Consider the following 13,263-nt stretch of genomic DNA (forward strand, 5'->3'; position numbering starts at 1 on the left):
ATTATTTCCACCCCGCTTTATCGTAGATTTTTTGAGCTTCAGACTGGTTGGCACCATAGGTCGTGACCGATAACGGATCGGCCTTGAAGCTGGAAATCGCCTGAATATAGGCAGGCGTCTCGTCTGACGGGACGACCGGATATTCGCCATTGGCCTGAGCAAAAATGGTCTGGGCTTTCTTTGAGGTCATGTACTCAAGGAACGCCTGAGCTTCCTTTTTATTGGTCGCGTATTTGGCCATGCCGCCACCGGAAATATTGACGTGAGTGCCCTGGCCCGCGACATCGGGGAAGCTTAAGGCCGTAGTCTGGGCGACCTTCGGGTCGATTTCACTTTCGTGGTGTAGCAGGCGCATGTAGTAATAGGAGTTGGACAAAGCGACTTCGCACGCCCCGACGCTGACGGCTTTGATTTGATCAATATCGCCGCCTTGCGGATCGCGGGCCATGTTGGCGACCACGCCCTTGGCCCAGTCGAGCGACTTTTTCGGGCCCCAGTGCTGAATGAACGCGGCCATCAGCGACAGGTTATAAACGTTATCGGAAGAGCGGACGCACACCTTGCCCTTAAAACGAGGGCTGGCCAGGGCTTCGTAGGTGGCGACTTCTTCAGGTTTAACCTTGGCCTTGTCGTACACAATCACGCGCGCACGCTTGGAGAAGCCAAACCACAGATGGTTAGGTTCACGCAGGTTTTCCGGAACGGCGGCATTAATGACCGGCGATTCCAACGGCTGGAACAGACCGGCGTCGGAGGCCTTCCATAAGGCACCGGCATCGGCCATCAGGATGACATCGGCAGGTGAGCCTTCGCCTTCGGCCTTCATGCGCTCAACCAATTGGTCGGGCTGTATCTCCAGACGATTGACCTTGATGCCGGTTTCCTTGGTGAAGGCTTCATAGATTAGGTTGTCGGCATCGTAATGGCGGGCGGTGTAGACATTGACCTGGCCTTTGGTTGCGACAGGTGCTGCCGGTTTGGTGTCTTCGGAGGGTTTGCCACAGGCCGACAGTCCGATAACGGCGGCAAGGGCTAGAAAACGGGCGGAAATCAAAGTCATGACTACAAACCTTTCACGCATACCATTTAAGTGCGGTCTGTTTGGCATGTATGAGAATTATTCGCAAGCGCGATGGGGTCATTTGCCGGATTTTTATGAATGAATTGAGATACGGTATAGGCTTCGCATTCCATTTTTACAAATTATGGCGTGGTATAAACGGCGCGTCAGAAAATAAATGGAGCCCTTATTTTGTCATCCCTTCATTTTCAGGGTAATCATAACCACTTGACCCGAATAAGGTTGAGCGTTAGGTGATATTGTGTGAGAATGAACGATCATTCTCATTTTTGTATCGGTCGTTTGCCCGGTTAAATCCGGTCTGTTCTAAAATATGAGCCTGCGTTTAGACGGCCATGTTCATGATTTTTAAATTACTTAGGTATTTCAACAGTCTTTATGGCCAACAAGCGCAACGACAAAGCAAAATACCGCATCGAACCTGTGGGGGAGCAAGACGGCTATGGTCGGCTCACGCTCAGCGGTGACTGGCGCATAGGCAATATAGGCGGCATCGCGCCGCGCCTTAAAGGCGATCTGAAGGCCTTTAGCTCTATCGAGGTTGATTCTGGTGCCTTAGAGCAGCTTGATACCGCCGGGGCTTATCTTTTGAGCGCGGTCATTGGTGATCGGGTGCGCGGGGAGATATTCGTCGGGCAGGACAATTTTCGTGGGCTTTATGATCTGGTTAGCGGACGCGATCTGACGGTTGATGAGTTCCACGAAGACCATGTCCGCCGCGAAGAAAGTGAAAACCCGATTATCCGTGGTCTGGCCAAGCTGGGGGCGGGTGTTGCGGTCAATCTGGCAATTTTTACCGCCTTGCTGTCCTTTATCGGGCGCACGGTCGTTACGCTGATCGCGACGATCTTCAACCCTTTGAAGCTGAGGCTTACCCCGCTTGTCAGCCTGATGCAGCGCGCCGGACTCGAAGCGATCCCGATCGTGGTCGCCTCAAACCTGTTTATCGGTGCAGTCATTGCCTTTCTGGGGGCGATGCAGTTGAGCCAGTTCGGGGCGCAGGTCTTTAGTATCGAACTGGTCGGTATTGCCGAACTGCGTGAACTGGGCCCGCTGATCACGGCGGTGCTGCTGGCCGGACGCAGCGCCTCCAGCTTTGCTGCGGAAATCGGCGCCATGAAGATGAACCAGGAAATTGACGCCATGCGGGTCATGGGCATCGATCCTTACGAAGCGTTGGTGCTACCGCGCCTGATCGGCCTTGTTTTGATGATCCCGCTGATTACATTTGTGGGGTCGATGGCGGGGATGATCGGCGGTTTTGGGATTATCTGGACGACGCTGGACTACGGCCCGCCGATGATCCTGCAACGCACGCTCGACTATGTTGATATCAGCCATTTCTTTGTCGGCATGGTCAAAACACCGTTCTATGCGGCCGCCATTGCCATCATCGGCTGCCACATGGGCATGACGGTGACCGAGGATGTGATCTCACTCGGCCGTCAGGTGACGCGCGCGGTGGTACAGGCGATTTTTGCCATCTTTGTCATTGATGCGGTGTTTGCCCTTCTGTTGCAGGGAGTGCCCGCCCAATGAGTGCGTATGAATCCACAACCCGCAATGATGGGCCGCCGATAGAAATCCGTGGGCTTGTCAATCAGTTCGGTGATCGCGTCATCCATCAGGATCTCGATCTAACGGTTGAGCGCGGCAAAATCTTAGGCGTGGTTGGCGGGTCGGGCTCTGGCAAGACCGTGTTGCTGAAATCCATTCTGGGGCTTTTGCGGTTCAAATCCGGTCAGATCAATATTTTCGGTCAGGATATTGCGACCGCGTCCAAAAAACAGAAACTCGATGTCCAGTCGCGCAGTGGCGTTCTGTTCCAGAGCGGGGCATTGTTTTCCTCGCTGACCGTGCTGGAAAACATCATGGTGCCGATGGCTGAGTTCACCAAACTGAACCGGCGCGAATCCAAGCGTATTGGCCTGTTGAAAATGTCGCTGGCGGGTCTGCCGCTCAATGCGGCTGACCTGATGCCGTCGGAACTGTCAGGCGGGATGATCAAACGGGCCGCACTGGCGCGCTCTCTGGCGCTTGATCCGGAACTATTATTTCTGGATGAGCCGACGGCGGGGCTTGACCCGATTTCGGCGGCCGCGTTCGATGCGTTGATTAAGGAACTGGCGTCAAGTCTGGGGCTGACGGTCTTTATGATCACCCATGACCTTGATAGCCTTTATACCATTACGGATGAGGTGGCGGTTCTGGCCGACAAGCATGTGGTGGCCAAGGCGCCACCGCTGGAACTGGAAAAATCAGACCATCCGTGGATACACGAATATTTTCATGGTCCGCGCGGCCGCTTAGGCGGAAAGATGCGCGATCATACCCCTTCTGGCGATCAGGAAAGCTGAGACGATGGAAAGACAAGCTCATTATGCCTTTGTGGGCCTCGTGACCCTGCTGCTGCTGGCGGCGGGGCTGGCCTTCACGTTCTGGCTGGTTCGCTTTGATTTTAACCAGAGCTATGACACCTATGATGTCGTCTTTACCTCCTCGGTCAGCGGTCTGGTCGAAGGCGGAGAGGTCCACTTCAACGGCATCAAGGTCGGTGAAGTCACGGATCTGCGTCTGGGCAAGGTCGACAACAAGCAGGTGATCGCAACCGTGCGTCTTGACGGGGAAACGCCGGTGCGGGTGGATTCGACCGCGACCTTAGAGCCGATGGGCGTCACCGGTCTCAACTATATTCAGATCACACCCGGCGGCAATAAATCGCCTTATCTTGTGCGCAAGAGCCTGTCTGGCCCTAATCCGGTGATTAAGGGTAAGCCCGGCGCGCTTGATTTGCTGCTGCAAGGTGGGGGCTCGGTGATCCAGAACGCCTACACGACCCTTGACCGCGTCAACCGGCTGCTGTCGGATAAGAACCTGATGACTCTGACCAAAAGTCTTGAAAATATAGAAAATTTTACCGCCGATCTCAAAGATCGTGAGCAGATGCTCAACGATACCCATGAGGCGATCGTCAGTGCGGGGTTGGCTGCCGATGAGGTGGCGCGCCTGGCTAAGTCCACCGACGCCCTGGTCGGTGAGCGGGCACCCCAGACGCTGGCCAAGATGGAAGATGCGGCTGAGCGGTTCGGCAAGGCGTCGGACGAACTGGCAAAGCTGGCGGTCGCCTTAGAGGCCCCCGCGACCGAAGTGTCGGAGACCACCTTGCCGGATATTCAGGAAACCCTGCAAAACCTCAACGAAGCGACCCGGTCGCTGGAACAACTGGTCGAAGAGGCCCGCTCAAGCCCGCAGGGCCTGATCAGCAAACCCGTCGCCAAGGACAGAAAGGTCAAAGAATGAACCGTCATATGGTTTCCCGCCGCCAGTTACTGACCCTTGGGGCGGTTTTGACCGCGTCAACCGCGCTTGGTGGCTGTATCACCCTGCTGCCCAATGTCGATCCGGTGCAGCTTTATCGCTTTGGCTTCAATGCCGATTTGCTTAAAAGCGGCAATGAGGTCGCGTCTGAGCCCGTCACAGGTGGTGAAGCGGCTGAGGTCTACATCTCCGGCATCAATCTGCCCAAGGCAGCGGCAGGGGATGGCATTCTTACGACCGAAAACTCACTCGTGTCCTATATCGAAGGCGCGCGCTGGGCATCGCCGGCTGATACCCTGTTTGAAAGCGCTGTGTCCGAAGGCTTTGACCGGGTGGCCAAACATGTTCGACTGTCGGATCGTGGACGCGGGGCCGCCAAATACCGGCTGGACATTCAGGTGCGCCGCTTTGAGACCGCCTATGCCAAGCGTCAGCCGACGGTGGTGATCGCTCTGGATGTGACGATGGTGCGCTTGTCGAACCGCACGGCGGTGGCGCACAAATATCTGTCGCGGGAGGTCAAGGCGGGCAGCAACCGGGTCGGCGAGATTGTCCCGGCCTACGAAGAGGCCACGACCCTCATGATTGCCGATATCGTGGCCTTTGCCGAAGGGACGGTGAAGGGGCAGGCTCTGGTGGTTCAGAGCCCGACCTCGTAATCGGCATCGGTCAGGCGGGCCACGTCGTCCAGTGTCACGTCGGGTGCTAACTCTTTGAGTATCAGGCCGGAGCCGTCCGGTTTGACCTCAAATACGCCCAGCGTCGAGATAATCAGATTGACTACCTGGGTGCCGGTTAGTGGCAGGGTGCAGGCCTTTAGCACCTTGGATTCGCCGTGCTTATTGGCGTGTTCCATGACCACAACCACGCGCTTAACACCGGCTACCAGATCCATAGCCCCGCCCATACCCTTGACCAGCTTTCCGGGGATCATCCAGTTGGCGATGTCGCCGTTTTGAGCGACTTCCATAGCCCCCAAAATGGTCAGGTCGATATGGCCGCCGCGGATCATGGCAAACGAATCTGATGATGAGAAATAAGCAGTTTCATCCAGTTCGGTAATGGTCTGCTTACCCGCATTGATCAAATCAGCGTCGATCTCGGCCTCGGTCGGGAAGGGGCCCATGCCCAGCATACCGTTTTCCGATTGCAGGGTGACCGTCATTCCTGCGGGAATGTGGTTGGCCACAAGGGTCGGAATGCCGATGCCCAGATTGACGTAATAGCCGTCCTGCAATTCCTTGGCGGCGCGCTCGGCTAACTGATCTCGTGTCCAAGGCATATGTATTTTCCTATCTAGTACAAACAGTGCAGCCGTCACCAAGTTTAGGGTAGGGGGCTTGCCCCTTGCTTAAACTCCTTCAGTTTGGCGGATAGTCCGCTGCTCAATGCGCTTTTCAAACGTGCCCTGCACGATGCGGTCAACATAGATGCCGGGGGTGTGGATATGGTCGGGATCGAGCGCGCCCACCGGCACGATTTCTTCGACCTCGGCCACGCAGATTTTCCCGGCGGTCGCCATCATCGGATTAAAGTTGCGGGCCGTCTTGCGGAAAATCAGATTGCCGCGGGCATCACCCTTCCAGGCCTTGATGATCGACAGGTCAGCGACAAGGCCCGTTTCCAGCACATAGTTTTTGCCGTTAAAGTCTTTAGTTTCCTTACCCTCTGCCACCAGAGTGCCATAGCCGGTCGCGGTATAAAACCCCGGAATACCAGCGCCACCGGCGCGGATACGCTCGGCCAGCGTGCCTTGCGGGTTGAACTCCAGTTCAAGCTCACCGGCCAGATACTGGCGCTCAAATTCTTTGTTTTCCCCGACGTAGGACGAGATCATTTTTTTGATTTGGCGGGTATTGAGCAGCATCCCTAAGCCAAATCCATCAACCCCGGCATTATTGGAAATGACGGTAAGATCTTTGGTGCCCGCATCACGCACGGCGGCGATCAGGTTTTCCGGGATGCCGCAGAGACCAAATCCGCCGGACATGATGGTCATGCCGTCGAACAGCAGCCCGTCAAGTGCGCCTTTGGCGTCTGTGTAAACCTTGCTGGCCGATGTCATGTGCGTGCCTCGCCCTGGTGCGTTTATGTTGGGGCGAGGCTATGCCATATCGGCTTGATTTGTCACGCGCAAATACGCTGCGCTGCGGCAAAATTATGTGATTTACCCTGCCGTCAGAAATGGTTTGAGCGACGCCGCAGCGTCGGCCACGACGGACGGATCGAGCGGCACACCCTTGGCAATCAGTTGCTTGGCGGCCATGAAATCGGCGGGGCGATTGACGCATTCGGCGGCGCGCAAACGGTGGTCATCATCGAGATGGAATACACTGAACGCCCCATCATCAGGATCACCGCGCACAACCGTGTTTGACACCGGCGGGATCAGGCCCGCGATCTGCAGCTTATAGTCATATTGATCGGACCAAAACCACGGCACTTCCGGGGCGGGCGGTTTGGAGCCTGCAATGGCTGCGGCGGCTTGCTTAGCTTGTTCCAGCGCATTGGGCACGCTCTCCAGACGGTAGCGGCCCTCATAAAACGGCTGCACCATGCGCGAGGTCACATCGCCGATGGCAAAGATGTTCGGATCAGACGTGCGGGCCTCATGATCGACCTGCACCCCGTTTTCACAAAGCAGACCGCAGGCGCGCGCCAGATCATCGCAGGGCAGGGCACCAATACCGACCAGCAGCAGGTAAAACGGGAAGCCTTCACCGGTGTTTAATTGAACCGTAACGTCCCCATTGTCTCTGGGGGCGACAACCTCGATCGTGGAACCAAGGTGGAAATTGACACCGTTATCTTTATGAACGCGCGTAAAAAAATCCGAAATAGCACGAGAGGCTACACGCGCTAGAATACGTTCTTCGCGCTCAAAAATGGAGACTATACAACCAAGTTTGCGGGCTGCTGCGGCGACTTCGAGGCCAACATATCCGGCACCAATTAATCCAATAGGTTCACTCGGCATCAGACGCGATTTCAATGCTTCCGCTTGCTCGATCGTGTGAAGCCTGTAGATAGGAGCTTCCGCATACGCTGCCGCAAACGACCGCGCGGTCGATCCGGTGGCGAGTATCAGATGGTTGTAGCCGATACGGGCGCCATCGCTCAGTTCAATCTGTTGGGCTTCACGGTCAATCGTTGATACGCGAGTGTTAAAGCGCACCGTGATATTTTTTTCAGCGTAAAAACTGCCCGGACGCAGATAGAGGTCTTCTTCCTCGGCTTCGCCTTTCAGCCACGCCTTAGATAGTGGGGGGCGCTGATAGGGCAGGTAGGCTTCCGCCCCGATCAGGGTGATCTCGCCCTCATAGCCATATTGCCGCAGAAAGGCCGCGGCACTGCCCCCGGCATGACCCGCGCCGATGATCACCACGGCCATGGGTTATAGCCCTTCCGGTGCGGGCAGACCGTGTTGCAGGCATGCAGCATGCAGGGTGTTGTTCAAAAGGCAGGCAATGGTCATTGGCCCGACGCCGCGCGGCACTGGCGTAATCGCCTTGGCGCGCAGCTTGGCGGCCTCGAAATCGACATCGCCAACTACTTTGGATTTGCCGTCAACCTCGATGCGGTTGATGCCGACATCGATGACATAGGCGCCGTCCTTGACCCAATCGCCTGCGATGAATTTGGGGCGACCGACCGCCGCAACCAGAATATCAGCCGTCAGGCATAATTCTTTGAGATTTCTGGTTTTTGAATGCGCAATGGTTACCGTGCAATCCTGATTAAGCAGCAATTGCGCCATCGGTTTGCCGACAATATTTGAGCGCCCTACGATGACGGCGTTCATACCCGAAAGCGATCCGTCGCCGTGAGTTTTGACGGCATCTTTCAGCAGCATCAGGCTGCCTAATGGGGTGCAGGGGACAATGCCGTCAAGACCCACGGCCAGTTTCCCGGCATTTTCAACGTGGAAACCGTCCACGTCTTTGAGCGGATCGATGGCGTCAATCACCTTAAGCGACGACATATGCTTAGGCAGGGGTAACTGCACCAATATGCCATTGACCGCGCTGTCGGCATTCAGTTCAGCGATCAATTTCAGCAAGTCATCTTCGGTCGTGGTGTCCGGCAAGGTGATGGTGCGCGACTCCATGCCGATGGCTCGCGTGCTTTCGCCCTTATTCTTGACATAAATCTGGCTGGCCGGATCGTCACCGACAATAACGACCACCAGGCAAGGCGTTATACCGTGGGCGGCCTTCAGTTCCGCAACCTTGACCGCCAGTCGGTCCCGCAGACCCTTGGCGTAGCCAAACCCGTCGATAATATTGCCCAGATTGGTGTCGGTCATAAAAAAAGGCTCGCGCGCTGTTGCAACTAACCCGGTCTATAAGACCGCTCAAGGTGAGAAAGCAAGGCCTCAACTAGCGATTTCAGGCGCATTGACATGGCCATCGCAAGCTCAGGATGGAATGTGCGCGGGTCGGCTGTATCGAGATACCGATCCTGCACAATCTCGGTCTGAAGGCTGAACTGGTTGATCACAGGCCGACCATAATGGCGGGTCGTGTAGCCGCCCTTAAAGCGGCCATCGAGCACGCTGGAAAACGGTGATGGCGTCTCTTGCCAGTCGCGTATCATGCCAAGCAATTCTGGCGACAGGGTTTGTCCGTCATTGCTGCCCAGATTGATATCCGGCAATGACCCGCTGAACAGGCTGGGGATCGCGCTGCGGATCGAGTGGGCGTCAATCAGCAAGGCATAGCCATGCCGCACGCGGGTCGCGGCCAGAATCTCAGTCAATCGTTGATGATAGGGTGCGTGATACTGCAGCCGTCGGTGTTCAACCTCAGCGGCATCGGGCTCCAGCCCTGCGATATACAGCGGCTGAAGATCAAAATCCGTCAGCGGGCACAGGGCTGTCTCGAATTTGCCAGGATATAGCGCGCCACCATCAGGCGGACGATTAAGATCAATGACATAGCGGCTATGGGTCGCCCATAATGTGCTGGCGCCCAGATCGCGGGCAAAATCGTAAAGCCGGTGAACATGAAAATCGGTTTCGCCCACACTCTGTCCCGTCGGTGTCATACGAACGGCAATATCTTCGGGCAGATGGGTGCCGACATGCGGGGCGGCAATCACCAGTGGTCCGTCGCCGGGCTGGTGCTCAAATATAGCCATATCCGCAGAGGCTGTGGTTTCATCCATGATTTATGTGAGCCGTGTTCGTTGATGTCTGTCAAGCGCGGCGGAGTTGGGGTATCTACTGACACGTCATGGAATCGAAATTACTGATCAACATCTTCATCTTTCTGGCGGCCGCCTGCGTGGTGGTGCCGCTGGCATCGCGTTTTAAGCTCGGTTCGGTTCTGGGCTACCTGATTGTCGGTGTTCTGATCGGGCCATTTGCTCTGGGGTTGATTGACCAGCCGGAACGGATCATGGGCTTTGCCGAATTTGGCGTGATCATGATGTTGTTCCTGATTGGGCTTGAGCTTGAGCCGGACACCTTGTGGCGGTTACGGCGCTCGATTATTGGCATGGGCGGCTTGCAGGTGGTGGTCACCAGTGTGGCGATCATGCTCATTGGGGTGGCTATGGGCCATGACTGGCAGACGACGCTGGCGGTCGGCATGGCTCTGTCACTGTCGTCGACGGCCCTTGTTATGCAGATGCTGCAAGAGAAAAAGCTGCTGCACACCAATGTGGGGCAGACCTCGTTTTCGGTCCTGTTGTTTCAGGACATAGCCGTCATTTTTATTCTGATCCTGTTGCCGTTTCTGGCGGCCTCGCTTGGGGTGCCCGAAAGCCGGATCGCCAACGAGGCCGGCCATGCCGATGGGTTATTAGCGGGCGCACCGGCATGGATGCAGGCGGGGGCCGTCGTTCTGGTGCTCGGCACCATGGTCATGGCCGCGCGCTTTATCCTGCCCAAGCTGTTTCATGCGGTGGCGAAGACCAACTTGCGTGAATTGTTTACGGCGACCTCTCTGGCGCTGGTGGTGGGTACGACCGTGCTGATGGAAATGGTGGGGGTATCTCCGGCCTTGGGGGCCTTTATTGGCGGGGTGATCCTCGCCAACTCTGAATATAAGCGCACGATTGAGACCGATATCGAGCCATTTAAGGGCTTGCTGCTGGGCCTGTTTTTTATCTCGGTCGGCATGGGCATGAATTTCGATGTCCTGCTTGATAATCCGTTTGGTCTGATGGCGGCTGTCCTTGGGCTGATTGCCGTTAAGGCCGTGGTTATCATGGCTCTGGCCAAATGGTTTGGCTTTAGCGGCGAGGAAAACCTGGGGCTGGCACTGGGGCTGGCGCAGGGTGGGGAATTCGCCTTCGTATTGTTTCAGATGATCTATGGCTTACGGATTATCGGCGGCGAGATGTATCGTTCGCTCATGCTGATCGTGGCCATATCGATCGCCTGCACGCCGCTGATTATGGAGCTATATGCCCGCTATATCGTGCCGCGGTTTTTGACGGTTTTGCCGGACCGAAAATTTGATGAAATCAATGAGCGCAACAGCGTCATCATCGCGGGCTTTGGTCGCTACGGTCAGGTCATTGGCCGGTTTCTGCGCCATCAGGGCGTCGGTATCACCGTGCTTGAGAATAATCCCGACCAGATCGAACTGGTGCGCAAATTCGGGTCTACGGCCTATTTCGGGGATGCTACTAGGCTAGATCTGTTGCGCGGCGCCGGTGCCGCTCAGGCGCGAGTTCTGGTGGTGGCGGTCGATGGAGCCGAGGATGCCCTGAATATCGTGCGCATGGCCAAACAGTATTTTCCGAACCTGAAAATCTATGCCCGCGCCCGTAACCGTCGCCATGCCTATGAACTGGATAAGGCCGGGGCCGATCATTTTCGGCGTGAGACCTTTGAATCGTCGCTGAATATGGCGCGTGAGGTGATGATTGCCCTGGGCTTCAAGCCTGCGGACATGGAGCGCAAGGCCAAGAAGTTTATGGCCCATGACGTCATGACGCTCAAAAAATCGTTTGAGTTCTTCGACAATGAGCCTGAACTGGTCAATATGTCCAAGCTTAGCGCCGAAGAACTGGAGCGCATCCTGCGCGAAGATGTCGCTGACCCGGAAAAAATCAACACCAACCTGCGTTAAGCGGCCCGGTCAGACGCGAAGGTTTCGACCGCGTCCGACAGGCGCGACAGGGCTCCGGATACACGATCGGCGGCGGTAGCTAAATCCTGCGCGGTCTGACGTGAGGCGGCGACGCGCTCAGACGCTCTGACCACGGCCTGACGGGTATCATCGGCACTGCGGGCGGCCGACGCTGCGCCATCGGAAATGGCCGAAGACGATACGCTTTGGTCCGCGACTGCGCCTGACATGGCCGAAGCCAGATTTTGCACCTCACCCAGCACCGACGTGATGTTGGTGATGGCATCGACCGTGTCGCGAGTGGCGGTCTGGATTTCGCTGATCTGGGCCACGATATCCTCGGTCGCCTTGGCGGTCTGGTTGGCGAGCGATTTGACTTCGGTGGCGACGACGGCAAAGCCTTTGCCAGCCTCACCGGCGCGGGCGGCCTCAATAGTGGCGTTGAGGGCCAGCAGGTTGGTCTGGGCCGCAATCTGGCGGATCAGTCGCACCACATCATCGATTTTTTCAGCCGCATTGGCCAGTTGAGCGACCTTGACCGTAGCCGCATCGCCTTCGACGGTGGCCTTGTGCAGGGCTTCGGACGTGCTTTGAACCGAAGCTGAGACTTCATCAACCGCGCGCGCCAGGGTCTGGGAGGCTTCGGCCACATGGGCGACGGTGCGCGACGCTTCGTCGCTGGTGTGGGCCGCGGCCCCCGTTGATTTTTCCGTGTCTGTGGCGCTGGACTGCATATCGCCGGAGAGCTGGCTAAGCGCACGAACATCACTGCTTAAAATATCAAACAGACTGCGTGTGGTTTGCAGAAATGTGGCCACGCCGGTTTGGGTACTGTCACGACGAGCGAGCGCCTGAGCGGCCTCAATGGCCTGTTGTTCGCGCAGGGTTTCGCGCTCACGGGCCGCATCGCGAAGATTAGCAATCGCGCGCCCGATCAGGCCGATTTCGTCGCTGTCATTTTGATGCGGGATGTCGCGATCCAGTTGACCCTGAGCGATGTCGCGCGCGGCATTTGATATTTTATCGATCTTTTTCAGCTCTTTCGACAGCAGGCTGTAGACCACGAGTGAGGACACGAGCAGCATGATCACCGCCATGCCCGCAAGCTTCAGGGCTTGGCCGATCAGAGCGGCATTAAGATCGGAAACCTTAGCTGCGCCGACAAAGATGATGCCGATGACCTTACCGTCAGCATTGATGACCGGCGTGTAGGCGGTCTGGTATTTTTCACCGACAATGGCGGCGACACCGAAAAAGGGTTTACCCTCAGACACGGCGGGGAAGGCGGCACTGTCCTTGCCCAAGGGGGTGCCGACCGCGCGGGCCCCGTCGGGTTTAATGACATTGGTGGTCAGGCGCACGAAATCGGCTGCGGCGTCATCAGCTTTGAAAACCGTTACATAGCCTTTGTTGATCTGGCCAATGTCATCGACCAGACTGTTGTCAGCGAAGTCAGGGATGCTGTCGGCGCGCACCGCCTGAACAATCCCGGCGTCATTGGTGTCAACCTGTGTGCCTGGGGCTACGGCGGCATATTTATCGGCGGCGACCCTTAAAGACCACTCCAGTTGCTGGCGGACCTGATCATCAAGCCGGCCTTTCATGGCCACGAAATCGAGCAGGGCTGTGACCACGACGGCGGCGGCGATACAGACAAACACTGCGCTCAGGATGCGACCTTTGAGCGACGACAGAATTTTGGCCACGCGGAGTCCCTTATAATCAAACGATTCACCTATGCTGCGACTATCGGTCGCAGTGGTAACTATAGGGTTAACCAAA

General features: G+C 56.6%; 12 protein-coding genes. 5 read left to right on the top strand and 7 right to left on the bottom strand.

The window, feature by feature from the left end; genetic code table 11:
* Position 1 precedes the first annotated feature (1 nt).
* A complete protein-coding gene (locus tag IE102_RS11240; protein ID WP_189486654.1) occupies positions 2-1,060 on the bottom strand; it encodes an extracellular solute-binding protein in 1,059 nt (352 codons plus the stop codon).
* 399 nt (positions 1,061-1,459) lie between these two features.
* Between IE102_RS11240 and IE102_RS11245 the strand changes: the two genes are divergently transcribed.
* From IE102_RS11245 to IE102_RS11260, 4 genes are read left to right on the top strand one after another with little or no spacing between them, the layout of a single operon-like run.
* Positions 1,460-2,620: an MlaE family ABC transporter permease gene (locus IE102_RS11245; RefSeq protein ID WP_189486656.1), complete on the top strand. Its 1,161-nt coding sequence runs from the start codon at positions 1,460-1,462 to the stop codon at positions 2,618-2,620.
* Positions 2,617-3,438, top strand: coding sequence for an ABC transporter ATP-binding protein (locus tag IE102_RS11250; protein WP_189486658.1), 822 nt, complete (start codon positions 2,617-2,619; stop codon positions 3,436-3,438). The genes IE102_RS11245 and IE102_RS11250 overlap by 4 nt, the downstream gene beginning before the upstream one ends.
* Positions 3,439-3,442: 4 nt before the next feature.
* The gene (locus tag IE102_RS11255; protein ID WP_189486660.1) at positions 3,443-4,381 is read left to right on the top strand and encodes an MlaD family protein; all 939 of its coding nucleotides are present in this window, start codon (positions 3,443-3,445) and stop codon (positions 4,379-4,381) included.
* The gene (locus IE102_RS11260) at positions 4,378-5,058 is read left to right on the top strand and encodes an ABC-type transport auxiliary lipoprotein family protein (RefSeq protein ID WP_189486662.1); all 681 of its coding nucleotides are present in this window, start codon (positions 4,378-4,380) and stop codon (positions 5,056-5,058) included. Before IE102_RS11255 ends, IE102_RS11260 begins: the two co-directional genes overlap by 4 nt.
* Here IE102_RS11260 and IE102_RS11265 read toward each other — a convergent pair.
* The 5 genes from IE102_RS11265 to hutG all read right to left on the bottom strand — a co-directional run bounded on the left by IE102_RS11265 (position 5,040) and on the right by hutG (position 9,565).
* A complete protein-coding gene (locus IE102_RS11265; protein ID WP_189486664.1) occupies positions 5,040-5,681 on the bottom strand; it encodes a 3-oxoacid CoA-transferase subunit B in 642 nt (213 codons plus the stop codon). The genes IE102_RS11260 and IE102_RS11265 overlap by 19 nt on opposite strands.
* Before the next feature lie 69 nt (positions 5,682-5,750).
* Positions 5,751-6,464: a CoA transferase subunit A gene (locus tag IE102_RS11270; protein WP_189486666.1), complete on the bottom strand. Its 714-nt coding sequence runs from the start codon at positions 6,462-6,464 to the stop codon at positions 5,751-5,753.
* A gap of 102 nt (positions 6,465-6,566) precedes the next feature.
* The gene (locus IE102_RS11275; protein ID WP_189486668.1) at positions 6,567-7,790 is read right to left on the bottom strand and encodes an NAD(P)/FAD-dependent oxidoreductase; all 1,224 of its coding nucleotides are present in this window, start codon (positions 7,788-7,790) and stop codon (positions 6,567-6,569) included.
* Between the two features lie 3 nt (positions 7,791-7,793).
* Entirely contained in the window at positions 7,794-8,705 is a 912-nt protein-coding gene (locus IE102_RS11280) for a bifunctional 5,10-methylenetetrahydrofolate dehydrogenase/5,10-methenyltetrahydrofolate cyclohydrolase (RefSeq protein WP_189486669.1), read from the bottom strand.
* Between the two features lie 26 nt (positions 8,706-8,731).
* Positions 8,732-9,565: an N-formylglutamate deformylase gene (hutG, locus tag IE102_RS11285; RefSeq protein ID WP_189486671.1), complete on the bottom strand. Its 834-nt coding sequence runs from the start codon at positions 9,563-9,565 to the stop codon at positions 8,732-8,734.
* A 68-nt stretch (positions 9,566-9,633) separates the two neighbouring features.
* Here hutG and IE102_RS11290 point away from each other — a divergent pair, with 68 nt between their 5' ends.
* Positions 9,634-11,481 carry a monovalent cation:proton antiporter-2 (CPA2) family protein gene (locus IE102_RS11290; protein WP_189486673.1) on the top strand — a complete coding sequence of 616 codons (1,848 nt, stop codon included), beginning with the start codon at positions 9,634-9,636 and terminating at the stop codon, positions 11,479-11,481.
* Here IE102_RS11290 and IE102_RS11295 read toward each other — a convergent pair.
* Positions 11,478-13,187 (bottom strand): methyl-accepting chemotaxis protein, encoded by a 1,710-nt coding sequence (locus tag IE102_RS11295; protein ID WP_189486676.1) that lies wholly within the window; start codon positions 13,185-13,187, stop codon positions 11,478-11,480. The two genes, IE102_RS11290 and IE102_RS11295, sit on opposite strands and share 4 nt — an antisense overlap.
* Positions 13,188-13,263 lie beyond the last annotated feature (76 nt).

Origin of the sequence: Asticcacaulis endophyticus, assembly GCF_014652575.1 — a bacterium.
Classification (GTDB): Bacteria; Pseudomonadota; Alphaproteobacteria; order Caulobacterales; family Caulobacteraceae; genus Asticcacaulis; species Asticcacaulis endophyticus.